Origin of the sequence: Mesorhizobium sp. M0571, assembly GCF_040320985.1 — a bacterium.
Lineage (GTDB): Bacteria > Pseudomonadota > Alphaproteobacteria > Rhizobiales > Rhizobiaceae > Mesorhizobium.
In genome coordinates this window covers 125499-151133 of the sequence record NZ_JAMYQT010000014.1, presented here as the reverse complement: position 1 = coordinate 151133, position 25635 = coordinate 125499, and the positions used below count along the sequence as shown (strand labels likewise).

The following is a 25635-nucleotide window of genomic DNA, read 5'->3' as shown; positions in this document are numbered from 1 at the left end:
GAAAACAGAAAAACCGGATCGGCCTTCATAGTCAGCTAAGTCTATAATCCTTGTAGAGTAAAATCCTTCCAACCATTGCCGGCTTGTTAGAAAAAAGCCGTCGGTAACGCGGCGCGAAGGCGGATGTGGCGGCTGGGGATTGCTCTGCTGCCATGACGGCCGGCAGTCGGTAGCGGACGGGAACGGTGCCGAAGCTCCGGTGCTTCGCACCTGTTCGAACCACGGGGACGGAGGGAGGCCTCGGCAATGTCGAACGTTTGCGATTTGCCCCGAAAGGAGCGATCGACGTTCGCCACACTGGCGCTTCGCGTCTTTCGGGCGACCGGCGAATGCGCCGTCAGCCGCAAACAAGAATTTTCCGTTTTGGCGCGTTCACCGGCAAATCCATGCTGCGAACGGCCGAGTAATTGAAAACGAATTTCCTGTGTTAAGGGATAAGTCTAGTATTCTTATCGACATTGAAGGATGGAGAGGACGATGAGCGACGACACCCTCCTTATTGCCGCGCGCAGCATGCATTGGCCTTCAAATTCACGGGTAGAAGCCGCTGCCGGTATTCTCGCCGATCGGGACATTCCTGTCGCCGGGCGGTTTGCCGGTGTGCCATTGGCGGAGGCTTCTGTGCTCCCAAGGGCACAAGCCCCGGCCAAAATGGCCATTGCGGCTTGAAAACGAAGCAAAATCAACGTTTCCCGGCTTGTATATCATGTCACTAGAATTTATCTGTAGTGACAGCTTGGACGCGGCGGGGAGGCACGCCAGGCGTTTCGCAACCGGTGGCCTTGCGCCATCGCATGACAGAGAAACGTTCGGGTTATGCTCACGAAAAAAGGTAAGTACGGTCTCAAGGCGCTCGTCTATCTGGCGCGCCTACCGGTTGGACAGCTCGCCTTCGTCAACGACATCGCCCGCGGAAACAACATTCCGAAAAAGTTCCTCGATGCCATCCTTGGCGAATTGCGCAATGCCGGTTTCGTCCAGAGCCGCAAGGGCAAGGAGGGCGGCTATCGCCTGGCGCGCCCGGCGGACGAGATCAAGGTCGGCCACGTCGTGCGCGTGCTCGACGGGCCGCTTGCACCGATCCCCTGCGCCAGCCGCACCCAGTATCAGCGCTGTGAAGATTGCAACGAGGCGACATGCCAAGTCCGACATCTGATGCTCGAGGTCCGGCAGGCGATCGCCGAGGTGCTGGACCAGCGCAGCCTCGCCGAGATGCGCGATATCGCCGGCGACGAAGATCTTTCGGTTGCGTTGAAAATCCAGGCCTGAATCAACAAAGCCTGACCCGACAATTCCGGAACCAACGGCCCCCGAGACAATTGGTGCGCGCATGACCGGCCGCGCAAATTCAATTATCATTGTTGGCGGCGGCGCCAGCGGCGTCGTGCTTGCCGCGCATCTCCTGAAATCGCCCAATCCCGATCTCCGCGTCAGCCTGATTGAAAAACGCCCGCATTTCGGACAGGGCATCGCCTATTCAACGCTGCTGTCGGCGCATGTGCTGAATGTCAGCGCGGCCGGCATGAGCGCCTATGCCGACGATCCCGGCAACTTCTCGCGCTGGCTGCTTGCACGCGGCCTGGCAACGCCCGAGCAGGCGCCGGTCTACGCGCCGCGCAGCGTCTACGCCCGCTATCTCAAGGAGCTGCTCGACGAACTCGAGGCGCGTGAGCAGCAGACAGGCCGGCTGCGCCTGATCCGCGAGGAGAGCCTGTCGATCTCGCCAACCGCGTCCGGCGTCGAGGTGGCGCTGGCCAACGGCACCAGCGTCGTCGCCCATCTTGCCGTGCTTGCCACCGGCCATGACGAGGAGCCGGGGGCCGGGCAGGGTCACGCGATCAGGATGGGGTCGGAGGCCGACACCGCGCTCGACCCCGACAGCCGTGTCATGGTGCTGGGCACCGGCTTGAGCATGGTCGACGCCTTCCTGTCGCTCGAACAGCGCGGTCATCGCGGCGAGATCGTCGCGGTTTCCAGGCGCGGCCTGCTGCCGTCGCCGCATCGCAAGGGCAACCCGATCAGGCTCGACGTGGCCGATATCCCGCTCGGCACCCAGCTTTCCTATTTCGTCGGCTGGTTCCGCGACCTGATCCGGGAGAACCAGAAGGCCGGCGTCGACTGGCGCGACGTTGTCGACGGTCTCAGGCCGTTCAACCAGAAGATCTGGCAGAACTGGCCGTCCTCGGCCAAGCGCCGCTTTGTCGAGCACACCAAGGCCTGGTGGGACATCCATCGCCATCGCATGGCGCCGGAAGTCTACGCCCGCGTTACCGAGGCGGTGCAAGCGGGCCGCATCCGGCTTGTCGCCGGGCGCGTCGTCGACATCGCCGCCGGCGACGGCTTCACCTTGCAGGTCCAGTCCCGCCACACGCAGCGCCTCGAAAGGTTCGACGTTGCCCGCATCTATGATTGCACCGGCATCGCCCGGGACATCTCGGCAACCTCGAACAGCTTGGTGCGGTCGCTGGTCGACCGCGGGCTGGCCCGGCCGGATCCGCTGCGGCTCGGGCTCGACGTAAGCGCGAATTGCGAGGTCATCGCCAGCGACGGCACGGTATCGGCCAAGATCCTCGCCGTCGGGCCGCTGACGCGCGGCACCTTCTTCGAGATCGACGCCATCCCGGACATTCGCGTGCAGTGCGCGCGGCTGAGCAAGCAGCTGCTGGGCTAACGGGTCGATATTCAGGTGATGCCGGCCTGCAAACGGCGGTTTTCTGCGCTTCCGGTGCTCACGGACCCGAATGTCCGCTCCGCTCCGGTTCTCGAAACCCACCATTTTCGGCTCGGCCTGACCTGAATCTCAACCCCTTACTGCGCGCCTGGCAAATAACTGGAATCCCATTCCTCGTCTGGCCGTCGGATTGGCACGATCTATCTTCTTTCCAACTGCAAACGGCTGGAAAAGACGGTAGGTTGCCGTCTTCCAGGGCGGTTGCTCATCCTGGCAACGGAGCATCTGACATGAGCAAGCACAAGATCGTGGCACAGGACGATGCATCGTCTCGCCTGCGCCCGCCCTATGCCTCGGTTCTCGACCTGATCGGGCAGACGCCGATCGTCGAGCTGACCAAATTCGACATCGGCAAGTGCCGGCTGTTCATTAAGCTCGAAAGCCAAAATCCCGGCGGCTCGATCAAGGACCGCATCGCGCTGTCGATGATTGCCGCCGCCGAAAGACAGGGCAGACTGAAGCGCGGTGGCACCATCGTCGAGGCGACTGCCGGCAATACCGGTCTCGGTCTCGCCCAGGTCGGCATCCCCAAGGGCTATCGCATCATCCTCGTCGTCCCCGACAAGATGTCGCGCGAAAAAATCCAGCATTTGCGGGCGCTCGGCGCGGAGGTGCGGATGACGCGTTCCGATGTCGGCAAAGGCCATGCCGAATATTATCAGGACATGGCCGAGAAGATCGCCGCCGAGCTGCCCGGCGCCTTCTATGCCAACCAGTTTGCCAACCCGGCCAATCCGCACGCCCACGAGACCACGACTGGGCCGGAAATCTTCCAGCAACTCGAAGGCGATGTCGATGCGGTTGTCGTCGGAGTTGGCTCCGGCGGCACACTGACCGGGCTCGGCCGCTATTTCGCAAAGGTCTCGCCGAAGACCGAGATGATCCTCGCCGATCCGGTCGGCTCGGTGCTGGCGCCCTTGATCAAGACCGGCAAGATGGTAGAGGCCGGAAGCTGGACCGTCGAAGGCATCGGCGAGGATTTCGTCCCGCCCAATGCCGATCTGTCGCTGGTCAGGAAGGCCTATTCCATCCCCGACAAGCAGAGCATGCTGGCGGTCCGCGACCTGCTTTCCAAGGAAGGCATCCTTGCCGGCTCGTCGTCGGGCACGCTGCTTTCGGCGGCGCTGCGCTATTGCCGCGAGCAGACCGTGCCGAAGCGCGTCGTCACCTTTGTCTGCGACAGCGGCAACAAGTATCTGTCGAAAGTGTTCGACGACTTCTGGCTGGCCGAGCAGGGCCTTGCCGAGCAGGAGCAGCATGGCGATCTGCGCGATCTGGTGATGCGCTCGCACCGCACCGGCGACACCGTGTTTGTCGGCCCGGACGAAAGCCTGCTCAACGCCTATGGCCGCATGCGCCGTTCGGATGTCTCGCAACTGCCGGTGCTGGACGAGGGCAAGCTCGTCGGCATCATCGACGAAAGCGATATCCTGGCCAAGGTCGAAGGCCCCTATGACAGCCGCTGGGACCGCTTCAAGGCCCCGGTTAGTACGGCCATGACCTCTACCCTGCACACGCTGCAGGCCAGCCAGACGCTGGACGCGCTGCTGCCGGTGTTCGACCGCAACGAGGTCGCCATCGTCTTCGACGGCGACGAGTTCATTGGCCTGATAACCCGCATCGACCTGATCAACCATCTGAGGCGCGCCCGATGACCGTCAAAGCCACCATAACGGGCAAAAACCGCCTCGCCTTCTCGACGCGCACCATCCATGGCGGCCAGAGCCACGACCCGACGACCGGCGCGGTGATGGTGCCGATCTACGCGACCTCGACCTATGGCCAGCAGAGCCCGGGCGTGCACAAGGGCTTTGAATATGCCCGCAGCCAGAACCCGACCCGCTTTGCCTTCGAACGCGCTGTGGCCGACCTCGAAAGCGGCACAGCCGCTTTCGCCTTCGCTTCGGGGCTGGCGGCGATCGCCACGGTGTTTGAACTGCTCGATTCAGGCGCGCATATCGTCGCCACCGACGACATCTATGGCGGCACGTTCCGATTGCTCGAGCGGGTGCGCAAGCGCTCGGCCAATTTGCAGGTCGACTTCGTCGACTTCACCGATCTTGCCGCGGTCGAAGCCGCGATTCGCCCGGAAACCAAAATGCTCTGGGTCGAGACGCCGACCAACCCGCTGCTGCGTGTCGTCGACCTCGAAGGCGTCGCCGCACTGGCCAGGCGCAAAGGCGTGCTCTCAGTCGCCGACAACACCTTCTGCAGCCCCTATCTGCAGCGGCCGCTGGAACTCGGCATCGATATATCAGTGCATTCGACGACGAAATACCTAAACGGCCATTCCGACATGGTCGGCGGCGTCGCGGTGGTCGGCGACAACAAGGATCTCGCCGACCGGCTGAAATTCCTGCAGAACGCCATCGGTGCCATTTCCGGGCCATTTGACAGTTTCCTGGCGCTGCGCGGCTTGAAGACGCTGGCGCTCAGGATGGAGCGCCATTCGTCGAACGGCCAGAAGATCGCGCACTGGCTGGAAAGCCGCCCCGACATACGCCGCGTCATCTATCCCGGCCTCCCCAGCCATCCCCAGCACGCCATCGCCAGGCGGCAGATGCATGCCTTCGGCGGCATGATCACGGTCGAGCTCGACCGCGACCTTGCGGGGACAAAACGCTTCCTCGAACACACGCAACTGTTCACGCTGGCCGAAAGCCTCGGCGGCGTCGAAAGCCTGATCGAGCACCCGGCGCTGATGACGCACGGCTCGATCCCGGCGAAAAAACGCGCCGAGATCGGGATATCCGATTCGCTGGTGCGCTTGTCGGCCGGGATCGAGGATGGCGATGATCTGATCGCGGATTTGGATCAGGCGCTGGCGAGTTGAAGGGAATCCGCGCGGATAGCCCGTAGAGCGGCGGAATTGTGGCTTTCCTTTTCGCGAGCGCGACCAACTGAGGCGTCGGATTCGGGCTCGGCCATCCGCCTAGCGATGCCGGTCACATCATTGATGAGAGTGACCTGACCACGGCAGGCTTCGCGCAAACCCAAATCTCGCTCTTCGGTCGTTGACCTGCGTCATGGGATGGGCGCTGATAGCGATCTCTAGAAACACGTCAAAGATTAGCGGAAAGTAGCGATCACTTCGCGATAGTCCCAAATGCAGGTCGACTGCACGACTTTGCGCAGGCGAATCCTTCGCGCCTAGCCATTCCGAGTTAGGTGCAGAAGCTCGATGTCTTATCCTTGCAGACTTAGCCTCTCAGCTTTCAAGAGGGTATCGGACGCGGGGGGTATTGCGCTCCTCGATTCCTAGCTAAGGTCCATGGCATTTGCCATTTAGCGGGAATAAGCATGTCGGGGCACGAAATCAGGACTTTTGCCGATATATCTCCATTGGAATTTGAGAATTTCACATACGATATTCTAAGCGCCGGCGGGATGAGACATCTAACTTGGCGTACACCAGGCGCCGACGGCGGCAGGGATTTGGAAGGCGATGTGTTCACTTGCGACTACAGTGGATTTACGAATCGAGAGCGCTGGTATGTCGAGTGCAAACGGTACGCGGCCTCGCTGGATTGGCCGCTTATCTACGGCAAAATCGCCCACGCCGACACCAATCGAGCAGACTTTCTCCTAGTTGTAACCAATTCCAACCCATCACCAGCTTGCGAAACGCAGATAAGCATCTGGAATGAAGCGCGACGCTCTCCGCGCATTCGTGTATGGCGAGGTTACGAGCTTCACGTTCTTGCAAACCGCTTTCCAGCAATTGCTGCCAAATATGGCCTTCGCCCGTCGCCAGATTCCACTGTGGCCGAATTCTTAGATCTCGCGCTGGAAATCAGCAAAATTTCTCAGGCCGCGTATGCTGCCGTGACTCTCGGTACAGACGCGACGCCCGCGATTGAAGCTTCGTCTGCACTTTCGGAACTTTTCTCGGTAAGAGCGCGCGATATGGCTGAATATGGACGATTCATCCCCTTACCGTTGATGCAGCAACTGGAAATTTATCCATGGGTGCGTTGCGGACAGGCAATCGATGCTAATGATGTTGCCATTCGAGCAAGCCTGTCTACGTTTAGGTTAATAACTGGGGCACTCAGCTTGCAACTTGAGCGACAGGGCGGTTGGCTGGTAGCCATTCCGGATGCGGTCCGCATCAAGATAGGAAGCGCCGGTAACCGGCTCATGTCGGTCGTAGCAATTTGGTCAGACTTGGAACTCGTGATCCAAGTCGATCAGAGTCTTAGAATAAGCAAAAGAAAATAAGGTGTTTTAACATGTCTGAGGCAGAACCGGCGTCCCTAGCACAAGAAGGACGAACACTTGTAGACCTCGCGCTTCTTTCGAACTTCGTACATCAGGTGGTGAATCCGTTGAACGGTGTAGCCGGAACGCTCGATAATTTGCAGAACGGTGAGATTGCGGAACACAGAAGGCCCCAACGACTTCGACTGGCTCGTGCACAAATCGAACAATGCATTACCCTTATGAGGAATTTAGCGTTTCTTTCGCAAAGCTTCACCCGAATCGACCCTGCAGAAGGGCGGATAACGATCCTCCCGCAGAGTATTATTGAATCTGCGATGTTCTATCAGGAGGACGGAGCCTCAAAGGAAATACGAATTTCTCTTAAAGACCGAAATACACAGAACAGGGTTGTTGGACATCCAGAGCTAATAAAACAGGTTCTTATGAATATTTTCGATAACTGTATAAAGTATGGTGCGCGGGGGCAGGAGATCGAGGTCAACCAATGGATTCAAAAAAATACGGGTAATGCGATGATTTCGGTTTTAAGCCGATCGCACTTGCCACTGGACTTGCTTGAAGTGCCTAGGTTTGTGGATCTCGGGTTCCGCGGCAAAAATGCTAAGAGGATAGTGGCTTCTGGGACAGGGTTAGGCCTGCATATTTCCAAGAGAATTGTGGAGGACGTTCATGGTGGCATATTCACAATACAACCTCGATTGCCTAACGACCTAGAGTTTTTGATTAAGCTTCCGCACGGCACGCCGGAATAGGATGCTGTAAAATGGCTACAACAACCGATCACAAAACGATTGTCGTCGTTGACGACGAGCTACACAACATGCTCTGGCTAATAGATTATTTGGAGGCCAAAGGATTTCGTGTTCTTACTGCCGAATCTGTGAACGATGCATTAGAGTTAATCGGAAAAGAGATCTATAGGGCTCTCGTTATAGATCTAAATCTCCCAGTATTACCCCCTCTGGAAGAAGAGGTTGCAGCAGCAGGAATCGAGTATAAAACTTTCCCTGGCTTGTATATTGCGGACAAAGCTAGGAATTTTGGCTATCGTGATCGGCAAGTAATGCTTTATTCGGTTCATAGGGATCCTGGAGTTGCCCAGATCGCGCAGCGTATGGGCATGACCTATATAATGAAAGGTCGCCCACACGAGATCAAAGCCGAAATCGATATGGTGGTTTCCTACGACCCTACCGCCCACTGATATTACTGGTTGAAGCTGCACAGCTAGTCGACAAGACCGAACAAAAGGGGGAGCAGCAACACATTTTACGCGTCCACCACAACGGTGGTAACTGCCTTGGGGCCTCCGTGTAGGGCGTCCTATCGCCGAGATGCTCGCCGGCGCATGACCTATGTGGACGTTTGGTCGACGGGGTTACGACCTATGCTCCGCGGTAGCGGCTATCTGCCACGCCGTCAGCATCGACCAACAAAACCGATAGACTGCCGATGCGTCGTAGGCTTTCACCGAGCCGATACGGTTGGCATGAATGATTACCTGGATGGAACGCCAGCGCCAGTTGACCTCGACCGCATTCGGCAGAATTGTGCGCTCTCTCCAGATGTCGACGAGCACCATTGACCCATGAACACCCTCGCGCGCAACTCATCTAAACCAACCGACACCCCGCTCACCTTCGCCGTCCTCGTTTTCCCCGGCTTTCCGATGATGGCGTTCAGTTCGGTCATCGAGCCGTTGCGCGCGGCCAACGTGCTGGCCAAGCGGGACTGCTATCGCTGGATCATCGTCGGCGCCGCCAAAGGCCCCGTCGAAGCCTCGAACGGCGTCGTCATCCAGCCCGGCTTTTCCGCCGCTGATGCGCCGAAGGTCGATCGCATCGTCGTCTGCTCGGGCGGCAATGCCGATCATCTTGTCGCTGACGATGCCGTGAGCTGGATCCGCAGGAGCCTGCGCGGCGGTGCCCATATCGGCGCGGTGGCGGACGCCGCGTTCTTCCTGGCGCGGGCCGGACTGCTCGACGGTCATGCCTGCACCTTGCACTGGACCAGCCAGGCGGCCTTCACCGAGGCGTTCCCGGACATCGAGCTGCGGCGCGACCTCTATGTCATTGACCGCAAGCGCTTCACCTCCGCCGGCGGTGTCGGCAGCCTCGACATGATGCTGGAAATCGTCACCAACGACTATGGCGCCGAACTTGCGGCCGGCGTCGCCGAATGGTTCGTGCACAGCCCGCTGCGCTCCAGCGTCGACCGCAAGCTGATGCCGCTGCGCTTGCGCACCGGCGTGCAGAACGAGCTGGTGCTGTCGGCCATCGCCATCATGGAGGACGCGGTCGAAGAGCGGCTCGGCATGGCGGAGCTGGCGGGGCGGCTTGGTGTCTCCTCCGACAAGCTCGAACGCAATTTCCGCTCCGAGCTCAGCATCTCGCCCAATGGCTACTACCGCCGCCTGCGGCTGAAGCGCGCCGCCGACCTTCTGGCGCATTCGACGCTGATGGTGCGCGACGTGGCGCTCGCCTGCGGCTTCGCCTCGATGTCGAGCTTTGCGCGGGCGTTCCGGGAGGAGCATGGGCATGCGCCGAAGGTGATGCGGAGGCAGTAGTCCCTTGCGAGACGTTGGCGGGACAGCGCCCCTCTCTGCCCTGCCGGGCATCTCCCCCACAAGGGGGGAGATTGGCCGTCGCCTCCGCTTTCGCCAATTGCCAACGTCGCAAGAGTAGCGCCATCGGCGAAGCTGCCGATCTCCCCCCTCGTGGGGGAGATGTCCGGCAGGACAGAGAGGGGCGCGAAGGATCGCCGGCGCGTCGGGGCAGCGGGATCCGGCACAACACCTGCGGTATCTCGCACAGCCTCTGATCGATGCATAGCCCATCCTCGCCGCTTCCAGGAGGCACCCATGAGCATTGTCGTTTTTGACCCCGACAGCACCGAGGACGTCGACTTCAAGGACCGCATGCGCCATCCGGCGGCGGCCGATCCGGCCGGCGGCATGTGGCTGTCCGATACCGAGCCGTCCTTCATCGACGCCGACGCGCTGCGCAAGGGGCGCCTTGCCAAGCTGCGCGCCTGGATGCGCGAGGCCGGCTATGGCGGCGTCGTGCTGTTCGACCCCTACAACCAGCGCTACGCCACCGGCTCGCGCAACATGTTCGGTTATTTCCTGCGCAACTCGACGCGCTATTTATTCATCCCGACCGAAGGGCCGATCGTGCTGTTCGAGTATCCGCAGAGCTACCATGTCTCGATGGTGCTCGACACGATCGACGAGGCGCGTCCGTCCAAGCTGGTCTGGTCTTCGGTCTCGGGCCGCGACGACGAAACCGCCGGCCCGTTCGCCGATGAGATCGCCGAATTGCTGAAGGCGCATGGCGGCGGCTCGACGAAGCTTGGGCTCGACCGCTGCAGCCATCTGCAGGCACTGGCGCTCAAAAAGCGCGGCTGCAATGTCCGCGATTGCCAGGGCGAGATCCTGGCGGTGCGCGCGGTCAAGACGCCCGAGGAAGTAAAATGCCTGCAGGTGTCGATGGCCGGCGCCGAGGCCGCGGTCTATGCCGTGCGCGAGGCGATCAAGCCCGGCGTTTCCGAAAACGACCTGTTCGCCATCATGTATGGCGAGGTGATCCGCCAAGGCGGCGAGTTCATCGAAACCCGTTTGCTGACCTCGGGCCAGCGCACCAATCCTTGGTTCAACGAGGCGAGCGGCCGCAAGATCAGGCCTGGCGAACTTTTGGCGCTCGATACCGACACGATCGGCTGCTACGGCTATTATTCGGATTTCTCGCGCACCTTCCGCTGCGGCCCGGGCAGGCCGACCGATTACCAGAAGTCGCTCTACAAGATGGCGCACGACCAGGTTCAGCACAACATCTCGATCGTCAAGCCGGGCATGGCGTTTCGCGAGATTGCCGAAAAGGCCTGGAAAATTCCCGACCGCTTCGTCGACCAGCGCTATACCTCGGTCATGCACGGTGTCGGCATGCATGGCGAGACGCCGTTCATCGCGCATGCCATGGATTATGAAACCTATGGCCGCGACGGTTTTGTCGTGCCCGGCATGGTGGTCAGCGTCGAAAGCTATATCGGCGAGAAAGGCGGCCGCGAGGGCGTCAAGCTGGAGGACGAGATCCTGATCACCGAAACCGGCACCGAACTCCTGTCGCGCTTTCCTTATGAGGACGATTTCCTTGACAGGCAGGTTTGAGTGCTGACAGGCAGTTTCGAATGAAAAGCCCGATCTCGATCAAGCGCGGCACAGTGGCGGCGGTGTTCATCGATCTCCAGGAGGAGCATCGGCGGGACAACCGCTATCTGGTCGAAGGCTATGGCGACATCCTCGCCAATGTCCAGCGGCTGCAAGCAGCGGCCCGGGCCAATCACGTGCCCTTGTATCACTGGGCCTATATCGTCGATCTCGCCACTGCGCGGCCGTTCCATCCGGTCGAAGCGGACGGCAAGTCGGCCTTTTCCGACAAGGACGATCCGCTGACGGCTATCTGTCCGGAAGTGGCGCCTGCAGCCGGCGAGACGATGCTGGTCAAGACGCAGGCCAGCGCCTTTGGTGCAGGGCCCGCCGCCGAGCGGCTGAAGGCCCAGGGCATCGAATGGCTGGTCGTTGCCGGCGTCTGGACCGAGGCCTGCATCGATGCCACCGTCAAAGATGCAGTGGCGTCGGGCTTTCGTGTGCTGCTGGTCAAGGATGCCTGCGGCAGCGGCAGCACAGCGATGCACCAGACGGCCATCCTCAACCTTGCCAACCGGCTCTATGGCGGCGCCGTCACCACTACCGACGGCGCCTGCCGGCTGCTGGCAGGCGAGACAGTCGACGCCTGGCAGGTCGAGGGCTCGGTGCCGCTGCGCTTCAGCTATGAAAACGCTGCCCGGCTGTACGCCGAGCTCTGAGCGGGACCGCGCAGCGATGATCACTGAGGCCGACCAGCCCGAAACAGCAGAGCGCGGAAAATACCAGACGCTGCTTGAGCCTGAGCTGTGGGCCTATATCGACCGGGTCAACGAGTGGTATCCGCCCGAAATCGCTTTCATGCCGATCCACAGGCAGCGGGCGATCTATGACGCCATGTGCCGGGCGTTCCGCGAGCCCTATCCGGCCGGCGTCAAGGCGAACGACAAAACCGTCGCAGCAGCCGATCATGCGATCCCGGTCCGGCGCTACCAGTTGGCGGGCACGGAACCTCAGGCGATGGTCGTCTACTACCACGGCGGCGGTTTCGTGCTTGGCGGGCTCGACAGCCATGACGACATCTGCGCCGAGATCTGCGCCGGCACCAGTTTTGCGGTTCTGTCCGCCGACTACAGGCTGGCGCCCGAACATCTGCATCCGGCGGCCTTCGAGGATGCGCTGGCGGTGTTCGAATGGGCGGCGGCGCCGATCGGCCTGCCGATTGTGCTCTGCGGCGAAAGCGCCGGCGGCAACCTTGCCGCCGCGGTGGCGCAGGCAACACGCAGTAATCCCCGCCGCGCGATCGGCCAGGTGCTGATCTATCCCGAGCTGGGCGGAGACGAGAGCGCCGGCTCCTATGTCGAGCACGCCGGAGCGCCGCTGCTGACGTTGCGGGACATCGAATTCTATCGCCATATCCGGTCAGGGAAGGGACAGTCTCTGGACGACCCGACCTTTTCGCCGCTCAGCGATACCGACTTCTCCGGCCTGCCGCCGACGGTCATCGTCACCGCGCAATGCGATCCGCTGTCATCGGACGGCGAAGCCTATCGCGACCGCATCCTCGCCGGCGGCGGCAAGGCATGGTGGCGCGAGGAGCCGCGCCTCGTGCACAGTTTCCTGCGCGCTCGCAAGACCGTGCCGCGCGCCGGCCAAGCCTTCGAGCGCATCATCGCGGCTATAGCCGCGCTGGGTGGGGGTAAGTGGCCGGAGTGACGGTGTTCCGCTTTGTGTGGGTCCGGCCACGGGGACCAAGGTTGATTCAAACGCCGGCGATCTTCGCGCCCCTCTCTGTCCCGCCGGACATCTCCCCCACGAGGGGGGAGATTGGCAGCTTCGGCGCTGCACTCCTGCTGCAACGTTGAAGATTGGCGAAAGCCGTGATGACGTCCGATCTCCCCCATGTGGGGGAGATGTCCGGCAGGACAGAGAGGGGCGCTGTCCCGCTAGCTTCTCGAAGGCTTCTGCACGGTGCAGAAAGCATAAGATCTCCCATCCTCCGATCTGCGGAACAGCGCACAACAACTGCGGAAACCCGAACACTTCCCCGCGCAGGCCAGCATTATCATCACCTCACGTAAGGCGCCCCTGCGAAACGCATCCACCCCCGCGGCGCGGTCGGTCGGAGGCGCCCAACAAAGAGGGAACGACGATGAAGTTCATGCTGACCGATCGGAAATTGCATCCGCAGGCCGCGCCCGTCGCCGACGGCTTCAAGAAGGGCCAGATGAATCGGCGCGAATATCTCGCCACCATGGCCGCGTTTGGTGTCAGCGCTGCTGGCGCGCTGGCACTTGGCGGGCTTGCGCCGTCACCGGCCAGGGCCGAGGAGGCGAAGCGCGGCGGCGTCTTGCGCGTTGCCATGAACGTCAAGGGCTGGAAGGATCCGCGCACCTTCGACGGCGTTGAGATGTCCAACGTCGCCCGCCAGTGTAATGAATATCTGGTGCGCTGGAACCGCGACTTCACCTTCGAGCCATGGCTGCTCGAGAGCTGGGAGACCAGCGACGATGCCCGCGTGCTGACGCTGCATGTCCGCAAAGGCGTCAACTGGTCGAATGGCGACACCTTCAACGCCGACGATGTCATTCACAATCTGACGCGCTGGTGCGATGCGTCCGTCGCCGGCAATTCGGTCGCCGCGCGCATGGGCACGCTGGTCAACGCCGATACCAAGAAGGCCGTCGACGGCGGCATCGAGCGCGTCGACGACTTCACCGTGCGGCTCAACCTGCCCAAGCCCGACATTTCGCTGATTGCCGGCATGGCCGACTATCCGGCGCTGATCATGCATCGCAGCTATGAAGGCGATGGCGATCCGCTGAAGGCATTGGCGATCACCACCGGACCATGCGAACTCGTCGCGTGGGACGCCGAGGTCGGCGCCGAAGTCCGCCGCAAGGACAAGCCATGGTGGAAGGGCGACTTCTACCTCGACGGCATCAAATGGGTCGACTACGGTTCCGATCCCAACGCCATGCTGTCTGCCTTTGAATCGGGCGAGATCGACACCGACCACGAAACCGCCTCTGATACGGTTTCGCAGACCGACTCCATGGGCCTGAGCAATTCCGAGATCGCCACCGGCTCGACGATCGTCGCGCGTTTCAATGTCGCCAATCCGCCCTATGACGACATCAAGGTGCGCCGCGCCGCCCAGCTCGCCGTCGACAACGCCGCTGTGCTGAAGATCGGCATGGACAACCGCGGCAAGCCGGCCGAGAACCATCATGTCGGGCCGATGCATCCCGAATATGCCGATATCGGCCCAGCCGTGCGCAACATCGATCAAGCCAAGGCCCTGCTCGCCGAGGCCGGCAAGGCCGATCACGAATACGAGCTCATTTCGGTCGACGTCGACTGGCAAAAGAGCACCGGCGACGCAATCGCAGCGCAGATGCGCGAGGCTGGGCTGAAGATCAAGCGCACCGTGCTGCCGGCCGCCACCTTCTGGAACGACTGGAGCAAATATCCTTTCTCCTGCACCGAATGGCTCGGCCGGCCGCTCGGCGTGCAGGTGCTGGCGCTCGCCTATAAATCAGGTGCCGCCTGGAACGAGAGCGCCTATGCCAATCCGGAATTCGACAGCCTGCTCGACAAGGCGCTGGCAATGCCCGATGCCGGCGCCCGCAAGGAGATCATGGCGAAGATCGAGCAGAATCTGCGCGATTCCGGCATCATCATCCAACCCTATTGGCGCTCGGTCTACCGCACCTACCGCAAGGGCGTGCATGGCTGCGAGCAGCACCAGTCGCTCGAGCAGCATTTCGAGAAGGTCTGGCTCGAGGCGTGATCGCGGGTCTTTCCTTCTCCCACAAGGGGAGAAGGGAGGGCCGCGTGAAGCCTAACCCCGGAATGGCAAGAACATCGCCTGTCCTGCCAGAGCGTTGTCGATCTTCGCGCCACGCGGATCAGCCGGCGGTGCCCGCCCTTGAAATCTCCTGCCCGAGGCGCACCGTTTCCCGGACCAGCAGGTCCAGATCGTCGCGCCGGGTACGATGATTGTTGATCGCCACCCTGAGGCAATGTTGGCCATGCACCGTCGTGTCGGAAATGGCGGCGATGCCTTCTTCCTGCAGTCTCAGCATGATCTCGGTGTTGAGCGCCTTCAGGCGCCCGCCGTCCAGCCCGTCCGCGCGATAGCGAAAACAAACGATGTTGACGTTCGCTGGCGCCGCCAGTTCAAGCGCCGGTTCGGCCTCGATCAGCGCGCCGAGATAATGTCCCTGCGCGATGTTCTGGTCGATCAGCCGGCCGAACTTCTCGATGCCGTGCTCTCTCAGCGCCATCCACACCTTCAGCGCCCGAAATCCGCGCGTCGTCTGCAAGCCGAAATCGTGCAGCCAATGGCCGGAGGCGAGGCCGCGCGGCGTCGATTCCAGATATTCCGGCGTCACCGCGAACGTGCTGCGATGCGCGGAGGCATCCCTGATCAGCGCGCAGCCGACCTCGAACGGCGCATGCAGCCATTTGTGCGGATCGAGCGCGATAGAGGCGGCTCGTTCTATGCCGGCGACACGATGCGAGTTCTCCGGTGCAATGGCGAGCAGGGCGCCGATGCAGCCGTCGACATGGAACCAGAGGTCCTCTTTTGTCGCCAAGTCTGCCAGCGCTTGCAGATCGTCGATCGCGCCGGTGTTCACCGTGCCGGCCGTACCGATCACGCAGGCGGGCTTGAAGCCGGCCTCGCGATCCTCGGCAATCGCCGCCCGCAACGCAGCGATGTCGATGCGCAGCCCGGCATCGCTCGGGATGCGGCGCAGTGCCCGGTTGCCGAGGCCGAGGGCCTCCATTGCCTTGCGATGGCAAGAGTGGAGCTGGTCGGAGCCGTAGAAGCGCAGCGGCTTGTCGATGCCGGCAACGCCGTGCTCGCGCACATCGATGCCTGCCTTGGCGTTGCGCGCCACGGTCAGGCCGATGATGTTGGCCATCGAGCCACCGCTGACCAGCGTGCCGCTGGCCGCGGCGGGGAATCCCATCATCTCCTTGCACCAGTCGACGACCTGATTGTCCACCAGCGCGGCGGCATGGTTGCCGCCGCCGAGGTTGGAGCCCTGGATCGCCGCCAGGAAATCGCCGAGCGCGCCGGTGAAATTACTCGAGCCCATATACCAGGACCAGAAGCGCGGATGGACGTTGCCCATCGGGTAGGGCATCAAGTTCCTGGTGACGTCGCCATAGATTTCGGCCAGCGGCGCCGGCGAACGCGGCAGCGGTGCCGTGAAGAACGTCGTCACCTCAACCGGCATCTCCTGCCACACGGGACGCTCTCTGACATCGCGCAGGTAAGCGACGGCATCGTCGACGATCCGATCCGACAGGACCTGCACGTCGGCCCAGTTCGAGGGGTCAAGCGTTTCCTCGGGGGCCGTGACGGCCAATCCAGGCTTCGTGTCCATGCAGGCCGCTCCCGATGTGCCGCCGTCATGCCGGAAACTGGCAGCCGGGCGTCGACTGCGAAAGCGCGGTCTCCTCGGCGTCCATCTCGGCTTCGATGCCGTCGAACAGCGGCGTCGTCATATAGCGCTCGCCGGTGTCGGGCAGCATGCACAGGATCACCGAGCCGGGTGCAGCCTTTTCCGCGATCTGCCGCGCCACGGCAAAGGTCGCTCCGCCGGAGATGCCGGTGAAAATCCCTTCCTTCTGCGCCAGCGCCTTGGCCCATTTCATGCCCTCCGGCCCGGCAATCGGCACCACCTCGTCATAGAGGCTGGCGTCGATCGCCTCCTGCAGCACGTCCGGAATGAAGTCGGGCGTCCAGCCCTGGATCGGGTGCGGTTCGAAGGCCGGATGGCTGGCGGCAGGCGCGCCGCCGGCGCCGCGCTGCTGTGGCTTGCCGCTGCCGATCAGCTGCGCGTTGGCCGGTTCGGCGAGCACGATCCGGGTCTCCGGACGCTCCTGCCGCAGCACGCGCCCGACGCCGACGACGGTGCCGCCCGTGCCATAGCCGGTGACGAAGCAGTCGAGCCGCGACCCGGCGAAATCGTTGATGATCTCGCGCGCCGTCGTCGCTTCATGAATGGCGGCATTGGCCCTGGTCTCGAACTGACGAGCAAGGAACCAGCCGTTGGCTTCGGCCAGTTCCACGGCCTTCTTGTACATGCCAAAACCCTTCTGGGCGCGCGGCGTCAGCACCACCTTGGCCCCTAACATGCGCATCAGCTTGCGGCGTTCGATGGAGAAGCTGTCGGCCATCGTCACCACCAGCGGATAGCCCTTCTGGGCGCAGACCATGGCCAGGCCGATACCGGTGTTGCCGCTGGTCGCCTCGACGACCGTCTGCCCCGGCTTCAAGGCGCCGCTGCGCTCGCCCTCCTCGATGATGTTGAGCGCTAGCCGGTCCTTCACCGAGGCGGCAGGATTGAAGAACTCGGCCTTCACATAGATCGTGGCGTGGTCCGGTCCGAGATTGTTGATCCGGATCACTGGCGTATCGCCGACCGTGTCGAGAATGCTGTCGAACAGGCGGCCGCGCCCGGCGGTGGTTCTGATTTTCTGTTGATGCAACATGTCGATCTCCTCGCTTTGTCGTTGTCTTTTGTCGTCACGGGCCGGTTACAGACCGGTGGCTTGGGCGGCGAGGTTTTGAGACCTTGCCGCGCTACGGTTGCCTCGCAGGCAATGTGGCAATGCCAGCATCCGGCGCGGAAATTCGCTGCCGGATGCACCGTGTCGCGTTTGGTGATAAAACAAAGGCCGACTGGCCAGCGTGGGAGCAGGCGTGGAAACGCACGTGGAATCTGCCCGATCGAGCCTCGACGGCGGGGTGGTCGGCTTTTCCGTGCGCCTGCTTGGCCCGCTTACGATTATCCGCAACGGCACCTCCGTCGCGCTTCCGAAGTCGCGCAAGCTGCGCGCGCTGTTCGCCTATCTGGCGCTGGCGCCGCATCCTGTCGGCCGCAGCCGGCTCTGCGAGCTTTTGTGGGATGTGCCGAACGACCCGCGCGGCGAGCTTCGCTGGTGCCTCAGCAAGGTTCGAGGCGTTCTCGACGAACCCGATCGCCCCAGGATTGGGGCGCAAGGTGACACGGTCGCGCTCGACCTGAACGGTGTATCCGTGGATGCCGTGGAGATTGCCTCGGCCGCGACGAAGGGAATAGAGACGCTCGAGCTCGAACGCCTGCTGGCGCTTTCCCGGCTGTTCGCCGGCGATTTCCTCGACGGGCTGGAGATCGACCGCAGCCCGCATTTCAACAGCTGGTTGACCGCTCAGCGCCGCCGCTTCAGCTCATGCCACGCTGCAGTGCTCGAGCAACTTGTCGAGCGTCTCCCCAGCGATTCCGATGATGCGTCCTCGCATCTCGAAAAATGGCTGGAGCTCGCCCCGTTCGACGGCCGTGCGCATCTGGCTCTGCTGGCCAGGCTCGCGCAGCGCGGCCAGTTCGGCGCGGCCGAGGAGCATGTTGCGGCCGCCGCACGGCACTTCGGGTCCGAAGACCTGGATTTCGCATCCGTTCGCGACGCATGGCGGGCAATCCGCTGCCAGCAGGGCCAGTCCTCATGGGCACAGTCAGCCGTCCCGCGCTCGGGATCCCAGGCGGCTATCGTGCTTGCCGATCCGAATGCCGCGACGTCGCGCAAGGCTTCGCTCGCGGTGATGCCGTTTGTCGAACAGGCCGGAATCGGCGGCGTTCCCACCGGTCCTCTGGGCGGCCCGCGCGGAGGAATCGCCGATGGCCTGACCCACGACATCATCACCCGCCTGGCCAAGCTCAGGGATTTCTTCGTCATCGCGCGCGGCTCGGTGTTTGCGCTAGCGGAGAAAAACATCGCGCCGGAGGATGCCGGCCGGCGGCTCAAGGTCGACTATGTCGCCACCGGCACGGTGCGCAGCCAGGCGGGCCGCGTCACCGTCGCGGTCGAGCTGATCGAAGTACGCACGGCCAGGATCGTCTGGGCCGAGACGTTCGAGCGCAAGCCGGACGACATCTTTGCCGTGCTTGATGATATCGGCAACAGCATCGTCTCGTCGATCTCGGCCGAGATCGAAACGGTCGAGCGCAACCGCGCCATGCTGAAGGCGCCGAATTCGCTGAATGCCTGGGAAGCCTACCATCGCGGCCTGTGGCACATGTATCGCTTCACCCGCGCGGAAAACGAGCAGGCCCGGCATTTCTTCGACATGGCCCTGAAGCTCGACCCAACCTTCGCCCGCGCCTATGCCGGCCTCTCCTTCACCCATTGGCAGAACGCCTTCCAGCGCTGGGGGGACCGCGATCAGGAAAGCGCCATGGCCTTCGAGGCCGCCGGCCAGAGCCTACTCGTCGACGATCACAATCCGGCCGCGCACTGGGCCATGGGGCGGGCGCTGTGGCTGCGCGGCGAGCAGGACGGCTCCCTCATCGAGCTGGAACGCGCCGTCGACCTCAGCCCGAATTTTGCGCTTGGCCACTATGCGCTGTCTTTCGTGCAGTGCCAGTCGGGCGACCCGGAGGCCGCGATCGACGCCTCCGACCACTCCAGGCATCTGAGCCCGTTTGATCCGCTGCTGTTTGGCATGATGGGCTCGAGGGCGATGGCGCATGTCCGGCTCGGCCAGTTCGACGAGGCCGCCGAATGGGCGCTGAAAGCAGCCGCCCGTCCCAACGCTCATGCCATCATCCTGGCGATTGCCGCGCATTGCCTTGCGCTGGCGGGGCGGCTGAACGAGGCGCGAAGTTTCGCCGCCGCGCTGCGCAAGACGCTGCCGAACTACTGCGCCGATGATTTCATCGGCACCTTCCGCTTCGAGCCGGACGCCGAGGCCCTGTTCCGGCAAGGCGCCAGGCGGATCGGGCTGGGGTGAGGCAAGGCGCGGTTAGTCGGGCGTTCTAAACCGTTCATCGCGGCTGGCCGCTCATCGACCAGAGCGGATCAGACGGGCTCAACCGATTTGACGTTGCCGTCGTCATCCACGAGGCAGCTTGTCTTCTTGCCGCTGGCATCGAGTTCGACCTGATAGGTTTTGGAATCGAGCTTGCTCGATGAAACCGGAAGTATCTTCGTGCTGTCGACGCCGCTCGCCTTGGCGACCGCATTGGCGCAAAGAAGCTGAAGGTCCGCCGGGGCCGTTTCGACCTTGGTCCTGGACATCTGGTCCTGAGGAGGCGGCGGCGGCGCGCTGACGCACGCGCTCAGGGCTTCAGCCAGGAATCCAATTGCTGTCACCAGGATCGAAGTTCTCACTGCACGTTTTGCCGACATTGCTTGGCCCTCTCCGAACGCCGCTTCACACACCCTTGTAGAGGGCTGCCCCTTGCATGAGAACGATGACCTTGGCCCCGACCTTGACGCGGGATGCGAGATCGGTGATGTCGTCGTTCCTCATACGGATGCACCCCGATGACACGTCGAGCCCGATCGTCCAGGGCTCCGGGGTGCCGTGTATCCGGTAGATCGTGTCCTGGTCGCGCTCATAGAGGTAGAGCGCCCTCGCGCCGAGCGGGTTGTCGGGCCCTCCCTTCATGCCTCCGGCGTATTTCACCGCCTTCGGATCACGAGCGACCATTTCGGCCGGTGGCGTCCAGGTCGGCCATTCCGCCATGCGGCCGACGCGCACGATGCCGGCCCATCCAAATCCTTCCCGGCCCACGCCGATGCCGTAGCGCATCGCCCGCTGATCCGGCTGCACAAGATAGAGAAAGTGCTGGTTGCCATCGATGATGATCGTGCCTGGCACTTCCGCGGTGCGGAACTTGACCATCTGCGGGCGGAACGCCTCGGGCACTTCATTATGCGCGGCATAGTATTTGCGCGCCTTGGTGCGGTCGTAGTCCACCCATTTGTGGGTTTTCGGATCGAAAACCTGTGTTCCCGCAGCCAGCGCCGCCACCGCGACAAGACCGAACGCTACCGCGACAATTGTTGTAAGGGAGCTCCGCTGGAAAGTGGCGCGTCCCGCGATCATCAGCTTTCGGTTCATGGATTTGCCCACCCGTGCACCCGGGCGCCTTGTGCGGCAACCCATTGTTTGGCGTATTCGTAAGGATCCTGACGCTCTACCTGGAGCGCATAACTCATCTTGGTGATTTCCTCGGGCTTCAGGTCGACCCGTTCCAGGAACGCCACCACCTTCGGATATTTTTTGCGCAGCGAGGTGGCGTAGGCGATATGGAAACGCGCCGTATCCCACGATACCGGCGCGCTGGACTTCGAAACCCAGAGCGGGTCTTCGGACGGCAGCACGATCTTCCACTTTGCCGGGTCGAAGGGCGGCTCCGTAAGGCGGACAATGTCGTGCAGCTCAAAGACGTAGTGCGGCGCGTAGCAGGCAAACACCATCGGGTGATCCGTGGCAACCGCGGCATCGACAGCCGCCATTCCGACATCCTCGGGCGTCTCCAGCAATGTCATTGTCTTGGCATAACCATAGCTGTTGGCGCGGATGCGCTCGATAGCGGTTGAGGACCAACCCTCAGCGCCTATCCAGAGTTCGCCACGTCCGTCGCCATCAGTATCCAACGCGGCGGTTTTCTTCGTATCGCTGAGGTCCGAAACGTCGTGAATTCCAAATTTGTCGGCTGCCTCACGCGTAGCGCATATGCCTTGCCATGCCGGCACACCGATGGGGCTGATGGCCACCGTGCCGGCACCGTCCACATACTTCTTCACCAGATTGTCCAGGTTGGGCAGCCAGATTTCGGGATGAATATCCACCTCACCCGAATTGAGACCGGCAAAGGCAATAAGCGTCCCCATCTCGCGCACATCGGCATCGAGCCCGAAATTTTCCTTCAGGCTGACCTTGAGGATGTTTGCCGTTGCCTGGCCCGACGGCCAGTTCGGCATTGCAATGACGAGATCAGCCGCGTGGACCGGGATGTTTACCGCCAGCATCATCAATGCCGCCAGCGACATTTTCCGCAGGCACCGCCGAAATCGGTTGTGCATTTTCTTCCCCCTCGCTTCGGTGCTGAAATGAACCGGGACGGAAACAATCTGTCACGGCGAGCACCGGGTTGTGACACCAGTCCCATCTTCTGACGGGCAACTGCTGAAGGTGCCGCAGTGCATTCGCCAAAGAGAGCGCCGTCACGTGCCGCCCTGCACGCTACTCGATGACAATCCGACTGGGAAGATGCTCACGACGCGGTCGCCGCGCCCCCAACTGCACCTCTTTGCGGCACGCCGCAGTGTTGAACAACTCGAATGAGTGAGCGGCATTTCTTTCGGCCTGCGCAACGGGTTGGTTGGGTTCGAAAAAATAAGACACTAGATCAAGATTCATGCCATCATATAAGAAGCAGTTTTCGTCGCGTCTTTTTGGTAGCCGGCGTAAATTCATAACAATTTGACATGTTACTTGCAACAACGCGTGACCAGAGAATAAAACTGAGGTTGCATGCTAGGATCTTGCTGTCGATTCAATTTCAGTATCTGCTAAAATAACCGGCACTGGTTCCGAATTATTAAGCATTTGCAAAATTCAATCCAGCGATATTGTACTTTTTCCTTGCCATAGGCTGACGTCGGATGCCACTTTTTAGCAACACAGCCGCGTCAGCGGATCGTGGGCATGCTTGGGCGGACGGGGCGCTAGGCATGGAGAGGAAAATTGACATTCGCCAATGCGGCCCCTGCGGGGAACGTTTCCCTCGACGTAGTTCCCCTCGACGCAAGAGATTTACGACAGCCGGCGGCTAAGTCGTCGAATGCATGGGCCACAGCCTGGCTCATTCGATGGCCAGCGAAGCTCTGTCTTGCTCGGATTGGCGCCAACCCGCAATCAGATCAGGAAAGAGCCACGAGAAAATCAATCTTGGCAATCGTGCTCGCAGGCACTTTCGCGCTTACGGCGTGCCAGTCGTCATCCAACCCGGAAGTCCAGGCGCGCAACAGCGAGTTCGGCTGCATCGCCGGTACGGTCGGTGGTGCGATCGTGGGCGGTCTTGTCGGCAGCGCGATCGGCGGTGGCCGCGGCCGCGTCCTGGCCGAAGCTGTCGGTATCGGCGGTGGTGGCTACCTTGGCAATCGTCTTGCCTGCCGCTGAGGCGAGAAGAAAGGGACAAGACAATGAAATCCATAATCGCGACGACAGCTTCCTTGCTCCTGCTTTGCACCGGCGCGGCCATGGCACAGCAGTCCATGTACCAGGGGCAGCAAGACCAGATCGATACCAATAACAACGGCGCGGTGAACCGGCAGGAGTATCAGGCCTTCATGACCAAGGCCTTCGAAAAGCTGGACGCCGACAATGAAGGCTCTCTCAGCCAGGCCGAGACTGCCGACGTCCTGAACGCCGATCAGTTTGCGGCGGCCGATGCGAACGGGGACGGCCGTATCAGCCGGGAGGAATTCATGAACCGGGTCATGAAGGACTTCGCGGCTGCCGACAAGAGCGGAGACGGGCGTCTGCAATAGCCTTCGGATGGAGGGACAGACATGCCGGATTTGGCAACTGCCGTTGGTGTTTTGATCGGCGTAATCGTCGTCGTGGCGATCCTGTCCGCCCTTCTTCTGTGGCTCTGGAACACCACCATGCCGGATGTTTTTGGCCTGAAGACCATAAGCTTCTGGCAGGCCCTCAAGCTGCTCTTGATCGCCGGGATCCTGTTCGGGTCGTCAGCGGCTATCGACTACACGTCTGACGGACGATCCCCGGCCGCCAGCCAATCAGAGGAATGAATCATGAAATTCGTAATCTATGCGACGCTGGTCACTGCTTTGATGGCGATCGCCGGTTGTACCACCGACGACTACGGCGGTTGTCGCGGAAAGGGCTGCCTGGCTGATCGGCCCCATAAAGGCGGCCGAAAGATTGATTATCGGCCGCAGTTCGACAGGAATGGAAATCCCAATTTCGATACGCGGGGCCGCTACATCGGCTGTCATGGGCTCGGATGTAAAGTCGACGATCCTGATGACGGGGATCAAAGCATCGACGACAGACCGCAGTACGACAGAGAAGGCAATCCGAACTTCGATACGCAAGGCAACTACCAAGGCTGCCGCGGCATCGGCTGCGAGGTCGATACACCGGTCGACGACAGTTCGTCGGGCGATGACAGTTCATCGGACGATGACGATTCCGATTAATGGATTCCGGGGCGAAAAAGGAGGAAGCCAATCATGTCTGAATTCAGCAGCCTGGTCCGGCGACATGCCAAAATCGTTGCGGTCGGCCTCACGGGGCTGGGAATGACGCTGACATCCGCTTTCGCTGCGGGTACGCCTGCGACGGTATAAAGGTCGAAGCGACGAAGGCGCGCAGGCAGGAATATGCATCTCTCGTCGCCTCGGCGTTGGACAACAAGGTCAAGCCCGCTCGGGTGAAGTTCATCACGATCATGGAGAACGGCAACTGGAGCGCCGCTTACGTCTCCACGCCCGTGAGCGACGACGGCGTGATGTTCTTCCAGACAGTCGACGGAAAGAAGCAGTTTCGCGACGTGTGGGGCGGCTATGCCGAGCCATCGGAAAAACCTGAACTGGTATCCTGGGCGAAGAAGCTCGGAGCGCCGCAAGACCTGGCAAAGTGTTTTGCCGAGCAAGTTACGGAATGATGGTGATCGCTGGAGATTGCCGTCGACGCAGTTGGCGCAGGAGGAGAACAACTAGCGGGAGAGCGCTCCGGGCGCCGGGCATCTGACATAGGTTCATCAGCTGCAGGATGTGGAAAATGCAAAGTCTTCGAAAATCCAGACTGATCGTGCATTTCACCCGTGCATTGGCAACGTCAGTGAAAATGACGGCTGTTGTGAGCGTTGCCGTCCCGCAAACGATCAATTTTGCGTATGCCAGCAAGTATGATCTGCCGAAGCCCTATGTTTCCCGGGCTCTTGATGCGGTTCTGATACCGATCAACCACGCCTCTCGGCATCGCTACCAGATCCCGCCCAAGCTTCGCGGCGTATATGTCCTGGCCGTTGCACCGCATGGCGTTGCCGCGCGGCAAGGTATCCGACCGGGTGACGTGCTTGCCACAGTGCGGCATCAACCGATTTCGACGCCGGGCGATGTCGACAGACTCGTTTGGGCCGCCCTTGCCGTGAGTGCCACCAGTTTCCTGTTTGGCGTGAACCGCGGGACAGAAGTCGCGGATGTCGTCGAGGTCAACACCAACATCACCGTCAACAACTTCAATACCAACATCTCGGTCAACAATATCTCGCAATGGACGAGCGTCGACAATCGAGAGGAGTGGACGCAGATCGTCGATGAGTATGACGACGAGATGGAGACGGGCCTCAATGACACAAGCTATCGCGAGGACGACTCGCAGCCTGGCGACGCCAACACAAATGCGCTTTCTCCCGATGCCGATGACAATAGTTCCGATGATCAGGACGATTCCAGCGATCAGAACGACGATGAAAACTCAACGGACGGTGATGGTGACAAGAACAGCACCGACACTGACGACGACGGCGCGGATGACGATGCGTCGGATGACAGCACTGACAACAATGATTCCGATGATCAGGACGATTCCAGCGATCAGAATGACGATGACGACCCGTCGGCAGATGGTGAAGACGAAAACAGCACCGACGGTAATGACGATGCGTCGGATGACAGTACCGACGACGCTGACGGATCGGACGATGACGATGCCAACTAG

Annotated in this window: 26 protein-coding genes and 1 pseudogene; 20 read left to right on the top strand and 7 right to left on the bottom strand. The window is 61.4% G+C overall.

Annotation, left to right across the window (positions count from 1 at the left end; translation table 11 throughout):
* Positions 1-477 precede the first annotated feature (477 nt).
* From NKI85_RS18395 to NKI85_RS18360, 8 genes are all read left to right on the top strand, one after another.
* Positions 478-669 (top strand): hypothetical protein, encoded by a 192-nt coding sequence (locus NKI85_RS18395; protein ID WP_352777337.1) that lies wholly within the window; start codon positions 478-480, stop codon positions 667-669.
* Positions 670-816: 147 nt separating this feature from the next.
* Positions 817-1269 (top strand): RrF2 family transcriptional regulator, encoded by a 453-nt coding sequence (locus NKI85_RS18390; protein ID WP_352777334.1) that lies wholly within the window; start codon positions 817-819, stop codon positions 1267-1269.
* A gap of 61 nt (positions 1270-1330) precedes the next feature.
* A complete protein-coding gene (locus NKI85_RS18385; protein ID WP_352529990.1) occupies positions 1331-2671 on the top strand; it encodes an FAD/NAD(P)-binding protein in 1341 nt (446 codons plus the stop codon).
* 290 nt (positions 2672-2961) lie between these two features.
* Positions 2962-4386, top strand: coding sequence for a pyridoxal-phosphate dependent enzyme (locus tag NKI85_RS18380; protein WP_352529992.1), 1425 nt, complete (start codon positions 2962-2964; stop codon positions 4384-4386).
* Positions 4383-5564 (top strand): cystathionine gamma-synthase, encoded by a 1182-nt coding sequence (locus tag NKI85_RS18375; RefSeq protein WP_352777331.1) that lies wholly within the window; start codon positions 4383-4385, stop codon positions 5562-5564. Before NKI85_RS18380 ends, NKI85_RS18375 begins: the two co-directional genes overlap by 4 nt.
* Positions 5565-6031: 467 nt before the next feature.
* Entirely contained in the window at positions 6032-6952 is a 921-nt protein-coding gene (locus tag NKI85_RS18370; RefSeq protein ID WP_352777329.1) for a restriction endonuclease, read from the top strand.
* 11 nt (positions 6953-6963) lie between these two features.
* Positions 6964-7707 carry a sensor histidine kinase gene (locus tag NKI85_RS18365; protein ID WP_352777327.1) on the top strand — a complete coding sequence of 248 codons (744 nt, stop codon included), beginning with the start codon at positions 6964-6966 and terminating at the stop codon, positions 7705-7707.
* Between the two features lie 11 nt (positions 7708-7718).
* Positions 7719-8159, top strand: coding sequence for a response regulator (locus NKI85_RS18360; RefSeq protein ID WP_352777324.1), 441 nt, complete (start codon positions 7719-7721; stop codon positions 8157-8159).
* Positions 8160-8333: 174 nt separating this feature from the next.
* Here the strand turns inward: NKI85_RS18360 and NKI85_RS18355 are convergent, their stop codons facing one another.
* On the bottom strand, positions 8334-8537 hold the full coding sequence (locus NKI85_RS18355; protein ID WP_352777322.1) for a hypothetical protein: 204 nt from the start codon (positions 8535-8537) through the stop codon (positions 8334-8336).
* 6 nt (positions 8538-8543) lie between these two features.
* Here NKI85_RS18355 and NKI85_RS18350 point away from each other — a divergent pair, with 6 nt between their 5' ends.
* From NKI85_RS18350 to NKI85_RS18335, 4 genes are all read left to right on the top strand, one after another.
* Positions 8544-9521, top strand: coding sequence for a GlxA family transcriptional regulator (locus NKI85_RS18350; protein ID WP_352777320.1), 978 nt, complete (start codon positions 8544-8546; stop codon positions 9519-9521).
* Between the two features lie 294 nt (positions 9522-9815).
* Positions 9816-11120, top strand: a complete 1305-nt coding sequence (locus NKI85_RS18345) for a M24 family metallopeptidase (protein ID WP_352777318.1) — start codon at positions 9816-9818, stop codon at positions 11118-11120.
* A 20-nt stretch (positions 11121-11140) separates the two neighbouring features.
* Positions 11141-11818, top strand: a complete 678-nt coding sequence (locus tag NKI85_RS18340; RefSeq protein ID WP_352530004.1) for an isochorismatase family protein — start codon at positions 11141-11143, stop codon at positions 11816-11818.
* Positions 11819-11834: 16 nt separating this feature from the next.
* Positions 11835-12812 (top strand): alpha/beta hydrolase, encoded by a 978-nt coding sequence (locus tag NKI85_RS18335; protein ID WP_352777316.1) that lies wholly within the window; start codon positions 11835-11837, stop codon positions 12810-12812.
* A gap of 5 nt (positions 12813-12817) precedes the next feature.
* On the opposite strand, the pseudogene NKI85_RS18330 reads toward NKI85_RS18335, so the two are convergent.
* Positions 12818-13000: pseudogene (locus NKI85_RS18330) on the bottom strand (hypothetical protein); the annotation flags it as partial.
* A gap of 248 nt (positions 13001-13248) precedes the next feature.
* Between NKI85_RS18330 and NKI85_RS18325 the strand changes: the two are divergent.
* Positions 13249-14889 carry an ABC transporter substrate-binding protein gene (locus NKI85_RS18325; protein WP_352777313.1) on the top strand — a complete coding sequence of 547 codons (1641 nt, stop codon included), beginning with the start codon at positions 13249-13251 and terminating at the stop codon, positions 14887-14889.
* Positions 14890-15007: 118 nt separating this feature from the next.
* Here the strand turns inward: NKI85_RS18325 and NKI85_RS18320 are convergent, their stop codons facing one another.
* Together NKI85_RS18320 and NKI85_RS18315 are read right to left on the bottom strand one after the other, a co-directional pair.
* Positions 15008-16495: a pyridoxal phosphate-dependent decarboxylase family protein gene (locus NKI85_RS18320; protein ID WP_352777311.1), complete on the bottom strand. Its 1488-nt coding sequence runs from the start codon at positions 16493-16495 to the stop codon at positions 15008-15010.
* Positions 16496-16520: 25 nt separating this feature from the next.
* Positions 16521-17606: a PLP-dependent cysteine synthase family protein gene (locus NKI85_RS18315; RefSeq protein WP_352777309.1), complete on the bottom strand. Its 1086-nt coding sequence runs from the start codon at positions 17604-17606 to the stop codon at positions 16521-16523.
* 223 nt (positions 17607-17829) lie between these two features.
* Between NKI85_RS18315 and NKI85_RS18310 the strand changes: the two genes are divergently transcribed.
* Positions 17830-19881, top strand: a complete 2052-nt coding sequence (locus NKI85_RS18310) for a transcriptional regulator (protein ID WP_352777307.1) — start codon at positions 17830-17832, stop codon at positions 19879-19881.
* Positions 19882-19949: 68 nt separating this feature from the next.
* Here NKI85_RS18310 and NKI85_RS18305 read toward each other — a convergent pair whose 3' ends face one another.
* The 3 genes from NKI85_RS18305 to NKI85_RS18295 form a co-directional block, all read right to left on the bottom strand.
* Positions 19950-20168, bottom strand: a complete 219-nt coding sequence (locus NKI85_RS18305; protein WP_352777304.1) for a hypothetical protein — start codon at positions 20166-20168, stop codon at positions 19950-19952.
* A gap of 136 nt (positions 20169-20304) precedes the next feature.
* Positions 20305-20997 (bottom strand): L,D-transpeptidase, encoded by a 693-nt coding sequence (locus NKI85_RS18300; protein WP_502896080.1) that lies wholly within the window; start codon positions 20995-20997, stop codon positions 20305-20307.
* Positions 20994-21965, bottom strand: a complete 972-nt coding sequence (locus NKI85_RS18295; protein ID WP_352777300.1) for an ABC transporter substrate-binding protein — start codon at positions 21963-21965, stop codon at positions 20994-20996. The genes NKI85_RS18300 and NKI85_RS18295 overlap by 4 nt, the downstream gene beginning before the upstream one ends.
* Before the next feature lie 865 nt (positions 21966-22830).
* Between NKI85_RS18295 and NKI85_RS18290 the strand changes: the two genes are divergently transcribed.
* The 6 genes from NKI85_RS18290 to NKI85_RS18265 all read left to right on the top strand — a co-directional run bounded on the left by NKI85_RS18290 (position 22831) and on the right by NKI85_RS18265 (position 25635).
* A complete protein-coding gene (locus tag NKI85_RS18290; protein WP_502896081.1) occupies positions 22831-23064 on the top strand; it encodes a hypothetical protein in 234 nt (77 codons plus the stop codon).
* An 80-nt stretch (positions 23065-23144) separates the two neighbouring features.
* A complete protein-coding gene (locus NKI85_RS18285) occupies positions 23145-23435 on the top strand; it encodes an EF-hand domain-containing protein (RefSeq protein ID WP_352528576.1) in 291 nt (96 codons plus the stop codon).
* Positions 23436-23456: 21 nt separating this feature from the next.
* Positions 23457-23699 carry a hypothetical protein gene (locus NKI85_RS18280; protein ID WP_352528578.1) on the top strand — a complete coding sequence of 81 codons (243 nt, stop codon included), beginning with the start codon at positions 23457-23459 and terminating at the stop codon, positions 23697-23699.
* Positions 23700-23702: 3 nt separating this feature from the next.
* Positions 23703-24110 carry a hypothetical protein gene (locus NKI85_RS18275; protein WP_352528580.1) on the top strand — a complete coding sequence of 136 codons (408 nt, stop codon included), beginning with the start codon at positions 23703-23705 and terminating at the stop codon, positions 24108-24110.
* Between the two features lie 206 nt (positions 24111-24316).
* Positions 24317-24577 carry a hypothetical protein gene (locus NKI85_RS18270; protein ID WP_352777295.1) on the top strand — a complete coding sequence of 87 codons (261 nt, stop codon included), beginning with the start codon at positions 24317-24319 and terminating at the stop codon, positions 24575-24577.
* Between the two features lie 116 nt (positions 24578-24693).
* Entirely contained in the window at positions 24694-25635 is a 942-nt protein-coding gene (locus NKI85_RS18265; protein ID WP_352528584.1) for a PDZ domain-containing protein, read from the top strand.